Genomic DNA, 16,987 nt, shown 5'->3' with positions numbered 1-16,987 from the left:
TTAGTTCTCCTCTTTGTAGTCAGCTACAGCGTGAAGTTCAGGCGTTGTTTGAGGTGCCCAAGCGACTGGACGGTCAGTATCTAATTCAAAGCTAGAAATCGCATCTTTAACTAGACGCGCATCTACTTCACCCTCGTCAGCAAGTTTCTTCAGTGTCGCAACAACAATATGTGCAGCATCTACACCAAAGTAGCTACGAAGTTTTGCACGTGTATCTGAGCGACCATAACCGTCTGTACCTAATGCTACAAATGGACGGTTATCTGGAAGGTAAGCGCGAATTTGCTCACTGTAAGCACGCATATGATCTGTTGCAGAAACGACGATACCTTTCGTACCACGCAACTGCTTCGACACCCATGCTTCTTTTACATCTTCAGTAAGTGGATGTAAACGATTATATTCTTCGCACGCCATACCATCACGCGCAAGCTCATTAAAGCTTGTTACGCTGTAGACATTCGAATGAATTTGATATTCATCACGTAAGATTTGAGCCGCTTTAATCACTTCACGCAGAATTACACCTGAACCTAAAAGCTGAACTGTGGCTTTTTCATCTTCCTCAAGTAAATACATACCACGTTTAATGCCTTCTTCAGCACCTTGTGGCATCGCTGGATGCTCATAGTTCTCATTCATTACAGTTAAGTAATAGAACACACGCTCCTGATCCACATACATGCGTTTTAGACCGTCATGTACAATCACCGCAAGTTCATATCCGAAACATGGATCATAAGAAATACAATTTGGAATCGTATTCGCAAGAATATGTGAGTGACCATCTTGATGCTGTAGACCTTCACCATTCAGCGTAGTACGACCAGCAGTTGCACCCAATAAGAAACCTTGCGCCTGTGCATCACCTGCCGCCCATGCAATATCACCAATACGTTGGAAGCCAAACATTGAGTAATACATGTACATCGGGATCATAGGAAGGTTATTGGTTGAATAACTTGTTCCTAAAGCAGCCCAAGCACTCATCGCACCTGCTTCATTGATCCCCTCTTGAAGCATATGACCATCTTTCGCTTCACGGTAATGCATCAACTGCTCTTGATCTTCAGGGGTATATTTTTGACCGTGCGCGGCATAAATGCCCAATTGACGGAACATCCCTTCTAAACCGAAAGTACGCGCCTCATCTGGAACAATTGGTACCACACGGTCTTTAATTGCTTTTTCTTTCAGTAGTGCAGAGATTAAACGTACCATCACCATGGTCGTTGATTGTTGCTTACCATTAGAACCAGCTAACACTGCATCAAATACAGACAACTCAGGAATCGCTAAAGATTCGCTCTCTTTACGACGTGCTGGTAAGTAACCACCTAATGCCTCACGGCGAGCCTTCATATACTTAATTTCAGGCGAGTTTTCACTTGGGCGATAAAATGGAACTTCTTCAAGTTGCTCATCGGTAAATGGCAAGTTGAAACGGTTACGTACATATTTAAGCGATTCAAGTTGCATTTTCTTGATTTGATGCGTTTTATTGACCGCTTCAATTTCTTCAGATAAGCCGTAACCTTTAACAGTTTTCGCGAGAATAACCGTTGGCTGACCTGTAGATTTCATGGCTTCTGCATAAGCAGCATATACTTTGTAAGGATCGTGACCGCCACGATTTAAATTATCGATATCTTCATCACTTAAGTGTTTAACTAACTCTTCAGCTTCAGGATATTTACCAAAGAAGTGCGCACGTGTATAAGCACCACCTTTCACTTGATAACGCTGATAATCACCATCTACAGCTTCTTCCATAATGGCTTTAAGCGCACCAGATTCATCTTTAGCAAGTAGTGGATCCCAATGACGACCCCATACTACTTTAATCACGCGCCAACCTGCACCACGGAATAAAGACTCAAGTTCTTGGATGATCTTACCATTACCACGAACTGGACCATCTAAACGTTGCAAGTTACAGTTTACAACCCAAACCAAGTTGTCTAACTTTTCACGACCTGCCAACGAGATTGCACCAGTACTTTCTGGCTCATCCATCTCACCATCGCCAAGATAAGCCCAAACCTTACGATCTTCTTCTTTAATCAAACCGCGGTTCATCAAGTACTTTTGAATATGTGCTTGATAAATGGACATGATTGGACCCAGACCCATCGATACCGTTGGGAACTGCCAATAGTCTGGCATTAAGTATGGATGTGGGTACGAAGGTAAACCAATACCATCAACTTCACGACGGAAATTGTTCAGATGCTCTTCAGTTAAACGACCTTCCAAGAATGAGCGCGCATAAATCCCTGGTGCACAGTGACCTTGATAATAAATCATGTCACCGCCGAAGTTATCACTGTTCGCACGGAAGAAATGGTTAAAGCCAACATCATATAAAGTTGCAGAAGATGCAAAGCTGGCTAAGTGACCACCAAGATCGTCGCCTGTTTTATTGGCGCGAAGCACCATTGCTAAAGCATTCCAACGAATCAAAGCACGAATTCGGCGCTCCATATCTGGATCACCAGGCATTGCAGGTTGCTCTTCTACTGAAATCGTATTTAAGTAAGGAGTATTTAGACGCTGAATGGGAACATGTTTCGCAATCGCACGTTGATACAGTTTTTCAAGAAGAAAGGCTGCTCTTTCCGTCCCCATATGCTGTAAAACAGAGTCAAAAGCGTCCTGCCACTCTTGGGTTTCTTGTGCGTCGGTATCACCGTAATACGCCATATTACACCTATATTCATGCCTATTTGTATGCCCTATATTTAACATATTTTCGCGATACGCAGTTATGGCTATAAATGAATACGACATTAGACTAATATTTCGATAATAAATAGTACTTGACCATTTATTACACAAATTAACACTAAAACGCCAATATTGCTGTTTTTTTATACAAAGCTTTATTCTAATCTTAAATTTAATCAGGTGACCTGACAGCAAAAACGAAAATCGCCAAGACTTTGCTTGGCGATTTATTCAAACGACTTAACAATGGATGTGTATTAATGAGGTTTGATAATTAATTAAGGCAACATCGCTAGGTAAGTTGAAGGGTTTTTACGCTGACCATCTTTGACCACTTCATAATGTAAGTGAGGACCAGTACAACGTCCAGTACAACCCACATTGGCAATATGCTCACCAGCAGTGACTTTATCACCTACTTTAGCAATCAAGCGTGAAGCATGTGCATATCGTGTGATATACCCATTACCGTGGTTGATTTCAACATATTGACCATAACCTGTACCCCAACCTGATTTGGTCACTATACCTGGACCGGTTGCATAAATTGGAGTGCCTGTTGGTGCAGCAAGATCTAAGCCTGAATGGTTTTCAGCACGGCCGCCCATTGTTCGGCCGCCATAATTTGAACTGACACGACCAGTTGGAAGCGGGTGTGTCACTAACCATGAATATGCATTATTTGAAGAGTAACGATTTGAACTTGTCGTTGTAGTTTTTTGAGCAGGGTATTTACTATTAAGCAGCGCATTATTTAATTCGATTGGATCCGTCTTCGCTCGAACTGTCACATCGACTTGTGCTGTCGCTGGAATGTCCATGTCATCAGGATGACTATAAGAACCTTGTGATAGTGTTCTTGTTAACTCTTCCAATCGATCAGGATTGGAGGCTTGTGTGGCATCTAATTGAACTAAATCTGCAAATGCAACCGAAGCTGCTGAAGCTGCTAAAGAAAACGCTAATAAAATACGTCGCGTATACATATAAACCTCATTAAACTGTTCTTACTCAAGTCTCTTGTGTGATCTCTTCCTTGATATCGAAAGAAACAAGCGTTTAAGATTAAGACAAAACAATGTAGGAACAATGTATGTCAGAACCAAAAAATATGTTTCAACAAACAAGACAACACATAAAAACAGGAAACTTATCGTTTCTCACAAAGCAAGTTGCTGACTGGCAGAGACTTACAAAATTAATTCAACCGCTATTGCCCAAAAATGAACAATGGCAAGTTGTCTGTTATCAATACGGTATTTTGACCATCACCGGTGAAAATCAAGCCATGATTAGTCAACTCGGTTACCTTCAAAAACAGTATATTTCTCAGTTATCACAAATCCCTGAACTCAAAGATTTACAAAAAATCCAAGTTCGTCTTCGAGCAAAAAAAGAAATTCCCCAAACACAAACTGAAAATTCCAAAACTTCTTTATGTCCGACAACGCAAGAAATGTTACTCAACGCTGCTAGTTTTGTGAACGATCCTAAGCTTAGCCAAGCTATGATACGTTTGGCAAGCAATAAAAAGTAACAGGACCATTTGATTTAAACGTCATTCACTATTTTAAAGGCAAATTAAGTCACACTTAACAATGTTACACTATAACATTTAACCTGAAGACAATGACTTAGATCACACTTACATATTGAATTGGACAAGACTTTTCGTCATCAAATGTTACAATTTCATAATTAGATGGATCACTCTGAACATTGCGAAGCAGTTGATTATTGAGTGCATGTCCAGATTTGTAACCATCAAACTTCGCAATAATTTGATGTCCGAGTAAATAAAGATCACCCACCGCATCCAATATTTTATGACGTACAAATTCATCAGCAAATCGTAAGCCTTCTTCGTTCACGACACCTGAATCATCAACACCAATTGCATTCTCTAAACTAGCACCCAAAGCTAAATTATGCGCCTTAAGATAATCCAAATCTTTCATAAAGCCGAAAGTACGTGCCTCACTGACTTCATAAACAAATGTTTCCGTTGAGAAATCAATACTGGCAGACTGATATTCTTTGGCAAAGGCTGGGTGATCGAAATCAATCGTAAAATTAAGTTGAAAACCATCATGCGGATTAAAAATAGCGCGCTTATCGTCAATTAATGCTTCTACAGGCTTTAATATTTTTATAAATTTTTTAGGCGCTTCTTGCTCCATCAACTCACCTTGCATGAGTAAATAGATAAATGGACCGGCGCTTCCATCCATAATTGGAACTTCTGAAGCTGATACTTCAATAATCAGATTATCAATACCAAGACCTGCAATCGCACTCATAATATGTTCGATAGTCCCAACTTTGGCATTTTCTTGTACCAAATTCGAACACATAAATGCTTCTTGAATCAGCATCGCATTAGCAGGAATATTTACAGGCGGATTTAAATCAATACGACGAAAAACAATACCCCCATCAGCTACATGTGGTACAAAGTTAATCATTACTTTTTGCCCACTGTGTAATCCGATACCACTCGCTTTCACGACTCGTTTCAGGGTGCGTTGTTTCAACATGTTTCTTCAATATTCATCTAAAATCTAGTATACGTTAGCACATTTAGCCATTGATAAAAATCAAAAAGGTGGCATAAGCGCCACCTTTTCTGTTTGATCATCGTAAACACATTATGTTACATGTTATTTACGCTGTTGATTTTTAAGATAATCTTGAATGCTCATTGGTGCAGATCGAGGCGCTGCAGAAGGCTCAGGGGCTACACTCTCTTGATTCTGACGTTTACTGATTGCTGGAACATCATCTTCATCCAAAGCAGCAGCTTGTCCACCAACTGATGGGTTTACACTCACTGGCGCACGGCGCTTCACTTCCGTTTCATTCGCATTACGAGTTAAACCTGTCGCAATCACAGTAACACGGATTTCATCACGCGCATCTGGATCAAATACTGTACCAAAGAAGACTTCACCTTCATCCAGATCAACAATTTGATTGACAACATCTGTGATAATTTCAGTTTCACGCAAGGTAACATCATTACCGCCAGTGATATTAATTAAAACACCCTTCGCGTTCATAATATTTACGTTGTCAAGCAACGGACTGCGAATCGCAAGACGCGCTGCATCTTCAGCACGATCTGGACCGCTACTCTTACCTTCACCCATCATCGCATAACCGCGTGTGCTCATCGCTGTTTTTAAATCGGCGAAGTCAAGGTTGATATGACCAGGACGCACAACTAAATCAAAGATACTTCGTACTGCGTTAAGCAAGACATCATCCGCTTTGCGATAAGCATCTTGCATCGAGATATCACCATAAACGCTAAGTAGGCGTTGGTTTGGAATGATAATCAATGAGTCAACATGCTTTTCAAGTTCTTCGATCCCTTTTTCAGCAGAACGTTGACGACGACGACCCTCGAAGTTAAATGGAGTGGTGACAACACCAACCGTCAAAATACCCATTTCTTGTGCTATTTCAGCCACGACTGGTGCTGCACCAGTACCAGTACCACCACCCATGCCGGCAGTAACAAATACCATATCTGCACCTTCCAGATGCTGACGGATTAATTCGCGACTTTCTTCTGCTGCAATTTGACCGACATCAGGATTTGCTCCTGCACCTAGTCCACGCGTACTTTGTTGGCCCAATTGGATTTTGAATGGCGCATTCATACGATCCAAAGCTTGTTTATCTGTATTTGCACAAACAAATTTCACGCCTTTGATATCAGATTGCACCATGTGTTGTACGGCATTACCACCACCGCCACCAACACCAAACACAGTAAAACGGGCTTGACCGTTATTATCGGTTTGTTCATCTTCTAAAAATTCAAATGAAGCCATGACCTTAACTTTTCCTAATAAATTTGGCAGTCACTTAAGCCCGTATACTGCCTTGATCTTCAATAATAAAAATTTGTTTTTAGGATGCGTTGCAATCACATTCTTGTCAAGCACATGAAGTTGCTCTTACAAGTTGCAAACAATACTCCCTTAAAAACTAAACTTAAAAAATACCTTTCAATTTGTTATTAAACGCATTCCAACCATTCGCTATGCGCTCTAATAATGGACGCTTATTCACTTCTTCAGGTTGCTCAACCGATTCTTGTAAATCGCTTTGACTAAATAACAGCAGTCCTGTTGCGGTAGAATACATTGAACGTCTTAATGCAGGTAAATGTTGATCATCCGCATATACTTGTAGCGGAGGGTTGCCTAAATGAGCAGAAACACCCAACATCCGACGTGATAATGTGATCATACCCTCAATCTGACATGCATCACCACTTAAAACTACACCGTGATATAAACTTTGTAGCGCACCACGTTGTTGTAACTCATCACGCACCATAGAAAGAATTTCTTCGTAACGTGCAATAATAATCTCTGATAGCTCAATCCGACTGATCGCTTGAGGACCATCGATCGCTTCAAACTCGATCATATGTTCAGGTTTGACTTGCTGTAAATCAACACAACCGTAAAGCAATTTGAGTCGTTCAGCTTCTTCGGTCGTCGTTTGCAATACTGCGGCGATATCACGCGTTACATTTTCACCACCACGTTGAATGGTGTGTGCTAGCACTAAATGACCTTCAATATAAACTGCAATATTGGTTGTACCAGCCCCAATATCCAATAAGCATACACCATACTCTTTTTCATCTTTCAGCAATGCACCTTCAGCCGTTGCTAAACATGAAATCACCATCTTTTCGACAAAAATATTGGCGCCTTTCATTGCACGATCTAAATTTTGCATGGTGCTGATTGGTAGCATCATGAGTTGATAATGCGCCGTCATGCTATTTGCTGAAAGGTTAATTGGATTATGCACCCACTCAGGTGAATCATCCAACTCAAAACCCAATGGGACTGCACTTGCAAGATAATGATCAGAAGTTAAATGACTGGCTTTTGCCATTTCTAAAGCTTTAACCACTTCTGAAGTCGTAATGGTGCGTTCTGGATTAGAAATCGGTGTCCGGCCTGTCGCATAAGCACTTTGCAGTTCTGTACTCGGGATCGATACCCATGCTGAATGCACACGGCACTCCGCCATATCTTCTGCTTCTTGTACCGCATTCTTAATCGCAGAGATCACTTTTTCAAGGCTAACAATTTTTCCTTTGTTCATGCCTTTATTTCGCGCAGTCGCCATACCGATGACCTGGATATTATCCGGCGCATGCACTTTACCAATTAGAACTGAAACTTTATGTGTCCCAATGTCTATCGCAACAACTGAGGGAACAGCCTCATTCATGATTCACTACCATTTTCTTCATTGTTTATATCTGGCTTATGCCTATTTTTAAAGCCACGTATTATGGCTTTGCAACTCTTGAATCTGCAATGTTAATGTCATTAATGGTTACAACAAACTGACCATTTATAATCTTTGGTGGTGTCGCATTTTTCCATTGAATCGCCAAGCCATTACGGTAACGTAAGTCAATCGCTGAAACTCTTGGCCAAACCACTTTCAGATCTGCTTGAGATAAGTGACTCAATCGTTGCAGTTTGCTCATGGTCTGATCCTGATCCACAATAATACGTAAACCCGAATCGAACTGCATAAACCATGTCCGACGATCTGTTAAATATAGCTCTTTCAAACGCAGATTCACTGGACTAAACAGTTGATTAATTTCATGATAACGTCTCATCATGACTTTTGACTGATCTGACGGACCATGCATAAGTGGTAAATTTGCGTGATTTCTAGAATATGCCTCTGTATAGACCACACCCTGATCACTTAACAGACGTCCTGTTCCCCAACGTGCAATCGGATGTTTCGGAATAACACGAACCTTAATACCGTCTGGCCAAGCTCTAGAAATGACCACTCGATCTACCCAAGAAATCTCTAATGCCTTATCACGAATTTGCTCAAGATCAGCAGTAAAATAATTGCCTGTAATGGTAGGCATTAACTGCTGTTTCACTTGACTAATTTCAGGCTCGGCTTGCAGACCAACCACATCCAAAGATGCTACCTTTGCACTGGTCATGACGCTATATAAGCCATAAATCCCGACCAAAAGTACACAACATGCAAAAATAAGCATGACCCAACCACCCGCATTAATCATTTTCTCTTTGCGAGTCGGTGGTTTGTCATGAATCGATGTAATCGCCGCACGTTTGCGACGCATCGATGGAGGTAGTTGAGCCATAACTTAGTGTGATTCTTTCGCTAAGGTTTGCTCTAAAATAGCCAAACACAAATCTTCAAAACTATAACCTACTGCTTGAGCTGCTTTTGGTACCAATGAATGACTGGTCATGCCTGGAACAGTATTCACTTCTAGCAGCCAAAATTGACCTTGCTCGTCCTGCATAGCATCAATTCTACCCCAACCACTTGCCCCAACAGCTTGAAACGCTCGTAAGCAAAGCGCTTGTAAACTTTTTTCTTCAGCTTCACTCAAACCACAAGGGATACCATATTCAACATCATTACGTTGGTATTTAGCTTCATAATCATAAAAGGCTACATCAGCTGGAGGTTGTAAACGGATGACTGGTAATGGTTGTCCGTTTAAAAATGAAATCGTAAATTCACGACCTGTAATCCACTTCTCAGCCATGACCACGGCATCATGTTGAGTCGCTTTTTTAATTGCTTCAGCTAAATCCTCTGCTTTCTCAACCTTACTCATGCCCACACTCGAGCCTTCGTGCACGGGTTTGATAATCAGTGGTAATCCAAGCTCTGCAACGAGTGCTTGTGCATCAGTATCTTTAGAAACAATGCGGTATGGCGCTGTAGGAAGTTCAGAACCTTGCCAAATTTGCTTGGTCTTTACTTTATCCATTCCGATAGCCGACCCCTGCACACCAGTTCCAGTATATGGAATATTTAACCACTCTAATGCGCCTTGGATTTGACCATCTTCTCCACCACGACCATGTAACACAATAAATGCACGATCGTAATTTACCAGTTCAGTCACACTGCGTTCTTGAGGGTCAAAACCCTCTGCATTCACCCCTGAACGTACCAATGCTTCAAGTACAGCCTTACCACTATCTAATGACACCTCACGCTCTGCAGATTTACCACCAAGCAATACAGCAACTTTGCCGAATTTAGAAGCATTTGACACGTTTAGTTCCTTAAACTTATAAAATTTTCAATTTAGCCAAATCATCAAACGACGATTATTTTAAATAGAGCTGGTTCTGAGCAAGCTCAATTGAAATTGCTCCAACGTTACCCGCACCTTGAGTCAATAACAAGTCATTTGCTTGTAACACTTTTTGTATCACATTTGGCAAATTCCCTTCTACTGGATCAATCAAGATTGGTTCAACATCACCACGCAATCGGATACTTCTTGCCAATGAGCGACTATCTGCACCAACAATCGGCTTTTCACCTGCAGAATATACTTCTAATAGCAGTAATTGATCGACTTGTGACAAGACATCAACGAAATCATCAAAACAATCACGTGTACGGCTAAAACGGTGAGGTTGGAACATCATCACAAGTCTACGATCAGGATGACTTGCACGCGCAGCTTTAATCGTTGCTTCAACTTCTTTTGGATGGTGACCATAATCATCAACCAGTTTGACCGTTCCATCACCTAACTCAAATTCACCTTGAATTTGGAAACGACGCCCTACACCACTAAAACTTTCTAAAGCACGAGCGATTGCAGCATCAGATACACCTTCATCAGTTGCCACACCAATCGCAGCTAACGCATTAAGGATGTTATGCAAACCAGGCATATTAATGGTTAACTTGAGTGGCTCTTTGTTTTTACGAAGCACAGTAAAATGTGATTGCATCCCTTCTTGTACCACATCTACAGCACGAATATCGTTATCTTCGTTAAAACCATAAGTTAAAACAGGTCGACCAATACGTGGCATAATTTCACGAATATTTTGATCATCGCCACACACTACGGCTAAACCGTAGAACGGAAGCTTCTGCAAGAATTGAACAAAAGTATCTTTCAAAACATCGAAGCTACCACCATAAGTGTCCATATGATCAGCATCAATGTTGGTGACAATAGCGGCCATTGGTTCTAAATATAGGAATGAAGCATCAGATTCATCTGCTTCAGCTACAATATAACGACTCGCACCTAAAGCAGCATTTACTCCAGAGCGATTAAGCAAACCACCAATCACGTATGTCGGATCCATGTTTTCTTCAGCAAGCATACAGGTCACCAAACTTGTTGTTGTGGTTTTACCATGTGTACCTGCAACCGCAATACCATGACGGTAACGCATCAACTCGCCCAACATTTCCGCACGACGAACTACAGGGATACGTGTTTCAATCGCTGCTTTAATTTCTGGATTTTCTTGGTCAATCGCAGTCGATACAACCAATACATTCGCACCGTTAATATTATCAGCAGCGTGTCCGATATGAACTTTAATGCCATTTTCTTCAAGCTGTGCAGTGGTTTTAGAGGCTTTAATATCCGACCCTGAAACTTTATAGCCTTGGTTTTTTAAGACTTCCGCAATCCCGCACATTCCTGCACCGCCAATACCCACAAAATGGATATGCTTGATACGGCGCATTTCAGGAATTTTAATCAGGTTTTTAGCTTTATCAGCTGGGTTCGTTGAAGACATAATTTTCTCTAAAACTTACAAATCTTGAATTAAACCAACCACACGCTGAGTTGCATCTGGTTGAGCTTGTTGACGTGCTTTAACAGCCATTTCCGTCAACAATGTACGGTTCATGAGTGGCAATAAAACTGCTTTTAATGAATCAGGAGTGAGTGTCGCTTGTGGACAAATTTTTGCAGCATTAATATCTGCTAGGAATTTGGCATTCGCGGTTTGGTGGTCATCTACTGCACTTGGCAAAGGTACAAATACGGCTGCAACACCCGCAGTAGCAATCTCAGTGACCGTCAGTGCACCAGCACGACAGATTACAAGATCGGCATTGGCATAGGCTTCCGCCATATTTTCAATAAACGGTTGAACTTCTACCTGTAAATGATCAGGAGCATCGGCATAACGTGCCCGCGTGCTATCAGCATGATTTTGACCACACTGATGATAAACACTTAAAGGAACATCTAATTGTTTCAGTGCTTCGGGTACGCGCTCATTCAATGCTTGTGCGCCCAAAGAGCCGCCTACAATTAAAATTCGAATAGGTTGATTGGCTTTTTCTCGCTCTTGATATCGCCAAGCAGGACTCAATATCGCAGAAATTTCCTTACGTACGGGATTACCTGTAGTCACGATTTTATGATTTTCTGGAAATGTTTTCGGGAATGCCTGACAGACCGTTTTAGCAACACGAGCCAATTGGGTATTGGTGAAACCCGCTACTGCATTTTGCTCATGAATGATGACAGGAATACCAAGAATACGCGCAGCCAAACCACCAGGACCTGCAACATAACCTCCAAAACCAGCGACTGCATCTACGTTTAATCGTTTCATATAGCGCATTGCGCTAAGCGTTGCTTTTAAAATTTTAAAAGGGGCTTGCAGCTTACGGACGATTCCATTGCCACGCACACCCTGAATATCAATTTGATAAATTGGAATTTGGTGATTTTTAAGCAAGCGGTTTTCCATACCTGAAGGCGTTGCCAACCATGACACTTCGACACCTTGCTGTTGTAATTCCTGAGCAACTGCTAGGGCAGGAAATACATGTCCACCTGTACCTGCAGCCATCATCATGACATGTTTAGGTTGTTTATGCTGAGCTTGTGTCACGGTCTAATTCTTCAAATCTAAGAGCTAACAGAAAATTTTATATATGGCATCAATTGTAATCACAATCGTATATCCATGAAAGTTTATTTACTTTTTTTCACGGACCCTTTAATTGTTTTTTTCATATGATTTCAGAGTTTAAACTAGATTTATTATGAGGTGTGCCTTTTTTATGTATTTTACCATTCGATCTAGTTTATAACGCACCAAAATAATGATTAATGTGCACATTAAAAACCACCACCGTATTGGCTCTATTGTTCCTTCGTATCTGCGCTACCACCATATTGGATATAAACTTATGTCTAAATGGTATGAGGCAATAGTTCTATTTATGATATTGCTATATCTCATTGAGATTCAGCTCGCGAATAAAAGGATTTTTAAACGCAAATGTCAAAAATATCATCTTATGACATTTGGATTATTTTGGCAGGCTACCTTGCTGCAATTCATGTCGGTAAACTTTCTGCTGTTATTCCAATTCTTCAAAAAGATTTAAATCTAAGTTTCACCCAAGCAGGCCTATCCTTATCACTGGTTCAAGGTGCTGGAATGCTATTTGCCCTGTGTATTGGTGCTGTATCTGAGAAAATAGGACTCAAAAAATGTCTTATTTTTGCACTCATTCTATTGGGGATGAGTAGTTTTGCAGGCTTATGGATTGATCATAGTATTAGCCTTTATTTTTTTCGATTTATGGAAGGCATTGGATTTCTCACCATTAGTCTTTGCGCTCCCGCAATTTTAAAACGCCTAAGCACGCCTGAAACCATGAATTTTAAAATGGGGTTATGGAGTTCTTATATGGGAGTTGGGGTTAGTCTTGCTATTTTGACCATCCCTGTATTACTCGAATGGCTCAGTTGGCAACACATTTGGGCATTATTTGGTGCCTTTTGTTGGCTGGTTGCCTTGATGATTTACCATTTTTTACGTTATGACGATAAGCAAACCACTGTAACGACAAAGGCACTGAGCACATCAACCTCCAACTCTTTTTTATCTATTGTTAAAGTCACCGTGACCCATCCACCCATTCTCTGTCTAGCCGTTATCTTTGCTTGCTATACCAGTCAATGGATCACACTCACAGGTTTTTTACCCAGTCTTTATGTCTCATTCAATATGGATTTAAAGCTTGCAGGAATTTTGGTGTCAATGGTTGTATTATCTAACTTAGGTGGAACCTTTGGCGCAGGCGTATTACTTCAAAAAGGCATAGCTCCTTTTAAATTACTTCAATTTAGTTTTTTAAGTCTAATTTTATGTAGCTGGGTTGTATTTTCACAACCCTATTGGTTGATTTTTGAGTTGCAATATTTGTGCGCTATTTTGTTTTCTTTTATCGGTGGCATTATTCCGACGACCGTCTTTGCCAATACGCTTAGATACGCACCACAGGTCAATGCAGCAGCATCCAGTATGGGCTTAGTGCTGCAAATTTCTGCATGTGCGCAGTTCCTTGTTCCCCCAGCAACAGCAGCTCTCGTTTCGTCTTCTCACCAGTGGTCCAATGCCGCATGGGTTACCGTAAGTCTTTCCACCCTAGGACTATTGACCAGCTATTATTTATTTAAAATATATACGCAAAAAAAAGAGCCTATTTAGGCTCTTTTTTGCAGATCAGCTAACGTCCAGCTTCCAAAACATCAAATAATGTATCTGCGATAGAAGTACCAAATTGTGCGTCTATTTCACGTATACACGTTGGACTAGTCACATTAATTTCTGTTACATAGTTTCCAATGACATCAAGACCAACAAATACCAGCCCCTTCTCACGCAAGAATGGTCCAACTTTAGCAGCAATCACCTTATCATTTTCAGTCAACGGACGTGCTTCACCACGCCCACCAGCAGCAAGGTTACCTCGCGTTTCACCATTTTGTGGGATACGCGCTAAACAATATGGAATTGGCTCACCATTGACCATCAGAATACGCTTATCTCCATCCACAATTTCAGGAATATAACGTTGCGCCATAATCGGTTGCTGACCCATTTGAGTCAACATTTCCAAAGTTGAACCGATATTTGCCCCTGCAGCGGTTAAACGGAAAATCCCCATACCGCCCATCCCATCTAGCGGTTTTACAATCACATCTTGATGTTCAGCAATAAACTCTCGGATTAAACTTTGCTGTGAAGTTACCAAAGTCGGAACCTGCAGTTCTGGAAATTGTGTAGCGAACAGCTTTTCGTTACAGTCTCGCAAACTTTGAGGTTTATTGATAATCCAGGAACCTTCACGTTCCGCTTGTTCCAGAATATAAGTTGTATAAACAAAGTTCATATCAAAAGGTGGATCTTTACGCATGAGTACAACATCGTATGCGGCTAAAGATTCTTTCTGTTTTTCACCAAGTTCATAGTAATGATTATAATCCTCAAACACTTTAAGTGGTGAGATCAAACCAAAAGCTTTGCCTTGATCGATATATAAATCTTCCTGAAGTGCATACCCTAACTCATGACCGCGACGTGCAGCAGCCCAAAGCATTGCCATGGTCGAATCTTTTTTGAGGTTTACATTTTCGATGGGATCCATCACCACAAGTACGCGCATGATCTGTTCTCTATTTTATCAATGAAGCGATTATAACGAAGTTTAGTGAACGATCTACTGATCTATCAAAGGATCAATTGTATAAATTCAGAGAAGCTCTTTCCTATTTCTGCTGAGCACTAGAATTTGGATTCATATCAAACTACTAAAAAAAATAATAAAAAACGGCGCAATGAGCGTCAGGAAAAATCCACTGAGAATTGCAATTTGTACATCTAATGGTGAACAATTGTTTTTTACAAAGGGTAAAGTTGAGTCCATCGCCGTGGCACCACATACACCAATGATTGGCTTTGGATAACGCTGACCTAATAAATACAACAATGCAATCGCATAAAACTCTCGTACAAGATCTGTGATTAAAGCAAAAGTTCCCTGCTCAGGTCCTAAAACTTTAGCAACTAAAGGACCAGAAAGAGAGAACCAACCAAATCCACTCCCCATCACAACGAGTTCGACAAAAGATTGAGTCATGATATGACTCGTCAAATAAGCCGCAATAAATAGTGCAATGATTGAAAAAAATGGCACTTTAATATGATTCATAGTGAGGGCTTGAATTTTAATCGTAGACAAATCCACTCCGATTAAAAAAATCAACACATACAATAGTATCGCGCTTAACATTTCCCCTGATAAAGTCTTGGGTAATAGCCAATATAGCCCCATCCCGATCAACACCATTCCAATCGCAATCAAGCATTCGGTAATAGGTTTGAGCATATCCTTGAATGATTTTTGGTGCTCAGCCTTAAAGTGGCTACGATTAAATAAAAGTCCAAAGGTAATCACACTTAACACTGTAGAATAAATAAAAGCTTCAATTAATATTTTTGAACCAAGATCTTTATCAAACAAGACACTGCCAAATTGAAAGCCTATAGAAATGAGGAGCAACCACACCAAAAACGTAATTTGACCAACCAATATATTGCGAACTTGAACGTTTGCAGCTTTACCTATGCCCCAACCCAATATAAGAGAAATGAGAATAGGTAAAAGCGAAATTATTAAATTTTGAATCATATTTTTTGCTTTGTAAGAGAGAAATCAATCAAAATCATCCAGCGCTCACCAGCCTCAGCATTTGTGCCTTGATCTATTTTTCTAATAGGTGATACATAATGTGAAACTGCTGGATCGTGTACAGCAAAACTTTCAGAAGCTTGTCTCAACGTAAATTTTTGATAAATATTATAATTATTTACCTCATCTAAACGCTTATTTCTTTCCTGAGGTGATGCAATAAAGTTTTCACCTCCTTCAATGTTATTGCTCCTATAAAACAAATGAGCAAATGTGAATGGCTCACCATCCTGATGAAAACAATTAGGCGAACTAATTCCTAGCTGATCGGCATGAGTTGAACGCAGTTTGACAAAATGGACACCCACGTAAATTGGCAGATAGGCATTTTCCAAACCAAAAGTAAGTTGATAATCATCTACAATCAAATCATTAAGATATTGCGTAGATTTAGCTTCTTGGCTCAACGCGTTAAAATAACGAATCGACTGATGCTCGGGATTGTTCCCTCCCTGATCATATCCAGATAACTCCTGCCCTATATTATCACGCACTGTCGGCAACCAAATAGGCTTAAGATCTTTTTCCCAAGGTAAAATTAAGGCATTTCCGTATCTTCTAAACCTTTGAGTATGTGTAGGTGCAAAAGGATCTTTTTCAAGTTTTTCAAACTCTTTAGCTAGTAATAGTTTAGAAAAATGATCCACCTCTATAGATTTATAATGTAGATACCCTTTTGCTTTGAAGGTATTCTTCAAATCAATTTCTTGATGTTTTATAGCAGTCAAATTGCTATACGATTCAGTATTAGCGTCTAATTGATCAAGCACAATTAATCCTTAAGAATAACTAAATAAATATCATAGTTACGCTAAAATTATTACGTTTTTATTAAGATTTACTCACAAAATAATATTACTATTTCAAATTAAAT

General features: G+C 40.3%; 14 protein-coding genes. 2 read left to right on the top strand and 12 right to left on the bottom strand.

What is annotated here, in order from left to right:
* Together aceE and AC1M85_RS00845 are read right to left on the bottom strand one after the other, a co-directional pair.
* Positions 1-2,703, bottom strand: a complete 2,703-nt coding sequence (gene aceE / locus AC1M85_RS00850; RefSeq protein WP_092766512.1) for a pyruvate dehydrogenase (acetyl-transferring), homodimeric type — start codon at positions 2,701-2,703, stop codon at positions 1-3.
* A 302-nt stretch (positions 2,704-3,005) separates the two neighbouring features.
* Entirely contained in the window at positions 3,006-3,713 is a 708-nt protein-coding gene (locus AC1M85_RS00845; protein WP_481595741.1) for a M23 family metallopeptidase, read from the bottom strand.
* Positions 3,714-3,820: 107 nt separating this feature from the next.
* Here AC1M85_RS00845 and AC1M85_RS00840 point away from each other — a divergent pair, with 107 nt between their 5' ends.
* On the top strand, positions 3,821-4,264 hold the full coding sequence (locus tag AC1M85_RS00840; protein WP_035265826.1) for a DciA family protein: 444 nt from the start codon (positions 3,821-3,823) through the stop codon (positions 4,262-4,264).
* Positions 4,265-4,361: 97 nt separating this feature from the next.
* Here AC1M85_RS00840 and lpxC read toward each other — a convergent pair whose 3' ends face one another.
* The 7 genes from lpxC to murG form a co-directional block, all read right to left on the bottom strand.
* Positions 4,362-5,264: a UDP-3-O-acyl-N-acetylglucosamine deacetylase gene (gene lpxC / locus AC1M85_RS00835; RefSeq protein ID WP_488213373.1), complete on the bottom strand. Its 903-nt coding sequence runs from the start codon at positions 5,262-5,264 to the stop codon at positions 4,362-4,364.
* 123 nt (positions 5,265-5,387) lie between these two features.
* Positions 5,388-6,566, bottom strand: coding sequence for a cell division protein FtsZ (gene ftsZ / locus AC1M85_RS00830; RefSeq protein ID WP_035265829.1), 1,179 nt, complete (start codon positions 6,564-6,566; stop codon positions 5,388-5,390).
* A gap of 163 nt (positions 6,567-6,729) precedes the next feature.
* The gene (gene ftsA, locus AC1M85_RS00825; RefSeq protein ID WP_035265831.1) at positions 6,730-7,992 is read right to left on the bottom strand and encodes a cell division protein FtsA; all 1,263 of its coding nucleotides are present in this window, start codon (positions 7,990-7,992) and stop codon (positions 6,730-6,732) included.
* Between the two features lie 61 nt (positions 7,993-8,053).
* Positions 8,054-8,908 carry a cell division protein FtsQ/DivIB gene (locus AC1M85_RS00820; protein ID WP_035265833.1) on the bottom strand — a complete coding sequence of 285 codons (855 nt, stop codon included), beginning with the start codon at positions 8,906-8,908 and terminating at the stop codon, positions 8,054-8,056.
* 3 nt (positions 8,909-8,911) lie between these two features.
* Positions 8,912-9,841, bottom strand: a complete 930-nt coding sequence (locus tag AC1M85_RS00815; protein ID WP_035265835.1) for a D-alanine--D-alanine ligase — start codon at positions 9,839-9,841, stop codon at positions 8,912-8,914.
* Between the two features lie 55 nt (positions 9,842-9,896).
* Positions 9,897-11,345, bottom strand: coding sequence for a UDP-N-acetylmuramate--L-alanine ligase (murC, locus tag AC1M85_RS00810; protein WP_180028490.1), 1,449 nt, complete (start codon positions 11,343-11,345; stop codon positions 9,897-9,899).
* A gap of 15 nt (positions 11,346-11,360) precedes the next feature.
* Complete coding sequence (gene murG, locus AC1M85_RS00805) at positions 11,361-12,422, bottom strand: undecaprenyldiphospho-muramoylpentapeptide beta-N-acetylglucosaminyltransferase (RefSeq protein ID WP_488213840.1); 1,062 nt, start codon at positions 12,420-12,422, stop codon at positions 11,361-11,363.
* 429 nt (positions 12,423-12,851) lie between these two features.
* Here murG and AC1M85_RS00800 point away from each other — a divergent pair, with 429 nt between their 5' ends.
* Positions 12,852-14,069: an MFS transporter gene (locus AC1M85_RS00800; RefSeq protein WP_488213372.1), complete on the top strand. Its 1,218-nt coding sequence runs from the start codon at positions 12,852-12,854 to the stop codon at positions 14,067-14,069.
* Between the two features lie 19 nt (positions 14,070-14,088).
* On the opposite strand, the gene gshB is transcribed toward AC1M85_RS00800, so the two are convergent.
* The 3 genes from gshB to AC1M85_RS00785 form a co-directional block, all read right to left on the bottom strand.
* The gene (gene gshB, locus AC1M85_RS00795) at positions 14,089-15,027 is read right to left on the bottom strand and encodes a glutathione synthase (protein WP_035270267.1); all 939 of its coding nucleotides are present in this window, start codon (positions 15,025-15,027) and stop codon (positions 14,089-14,091) included.
* A gap of 132 nt (positions 15,028-15,159) precedes the next feature.
* The gene (locus AC1M85_RS00790; protein ID WP_035270265.1) at positions 15,160-16,053 is read right to left on the bottom strand and encodes a LysO family transporter; all 894 of its coding nucleotides are present in this window, start codon (positions 16,051-16,053) and stop codon (positions 15,160-15,162) included.
* Positions 16,050-16,883 carry a 2OG-Fe dioxygenase family protein gene (locus AC1M85_RS00785; RefSeq protein WP_081403308.1) on the bottom strand — a complete coding sequence of 278 codons (834 nt, stop codon included), beginning with the start codon at positions 16,881-16,883 and terminating at the stop codon, positions 16,050-16,052. Before AC1M85_RS00785 ends, AC1M85_RS00790 begins: the two co-directional genes overlap by 4 nt.
* Positions 16,884-16,987 lie beyond the last annotated feature (104 nt).

The sequence above is a fragment of the Acinetobacter sp. 24-47-64 genome, assembly GCF_057737055.1.
Note: the sequence above shows the minus strand (reverse complement) of the source record. Positions and strands in the feature narration are given on the sequence as shown.

Bases quoted from the DNA above. Each gene is read 5' to 3' on its own strand.
- ftsZ (WP_035265829.1), bottom strand. From the start codon at position 6,566: ATGGCTTCATTTGAATTTTTAGAAGATGAACAAACCGATAATAACGGT.
- AC1M85_RS00790 (WP_035270265.1), bottom strand. From the start codon at position 16,053: ATGATTCAAAATTTAATAATTTCGCTTTTACCTATTCTCATTTCTCTT.
- murC (WP_180028490.1), bottom strand. From the start codon at position 11,345: ATGTCTTCAACGAACCCAGCTGATAAAGCTAAAAACCTGATTAAAATT.
- AC1M85_RS00840 (WP_035265826.1), top strand. From the start codon at position 3,821: ATGTCAGAACCAAAAAATATGTTTCAACAAACAAGACAACACATAAAA.
- AC1M85_RS00820 (WP_035265833.1), bottom strand. From the start codon at position 8,908: ATGGCTCAACTACCTCCATCGATGCGTCGCAAACGTGCGGCGATTACA.
- aceE (WP_092766512.1), bottom strand. From the start codon at position 2,703: ATGGCGTATTACGGTGATACCGACGCACAAGAAACCCAAGAGTGGCAG.
- ftsA (WP_035265831.1), bottom strand. From the start codon at position 7,992: ATGAATGAGGCTGTTCCCTCAGTTGTTGCGATAGACATTGGGACACAT.
- AC1M85_RS00845 (WP_481595741.1), bottom strand. From the start codon at position 3,713: ATGTATACGCGACGTATTTTATTAGCGTTTTCTTTAGCAGCTTCAGCA.
- gshB (WP_035270267.1), bottom strand. From the start codon at position 15,027: ATGCGCGTACTTGTGGTGATGGATCCCATCGAAAATGTAAACCTCAAA.
- AC1M85_RS00800 (WP_488213372.1), top strand. From the start codon at position 12,852: ATGTCAAAAATATCATCTTATGACATTTGGATTATTTTGGCAGGCTAC.
- lpxC (WP_488213373.1), bottom strand. From the start codon at position 5,264: ATGTTGAAACAACGCACCCTGAAACGAGTCGTGAAAGCGAGTGGTATC.
- murG (WP_488213840.1), bottom strand. From the start codon at position 12,422: ATGATGATGGCTGCAGGTACAGGTGGACATGTATTTCCTGCCCTAGCA.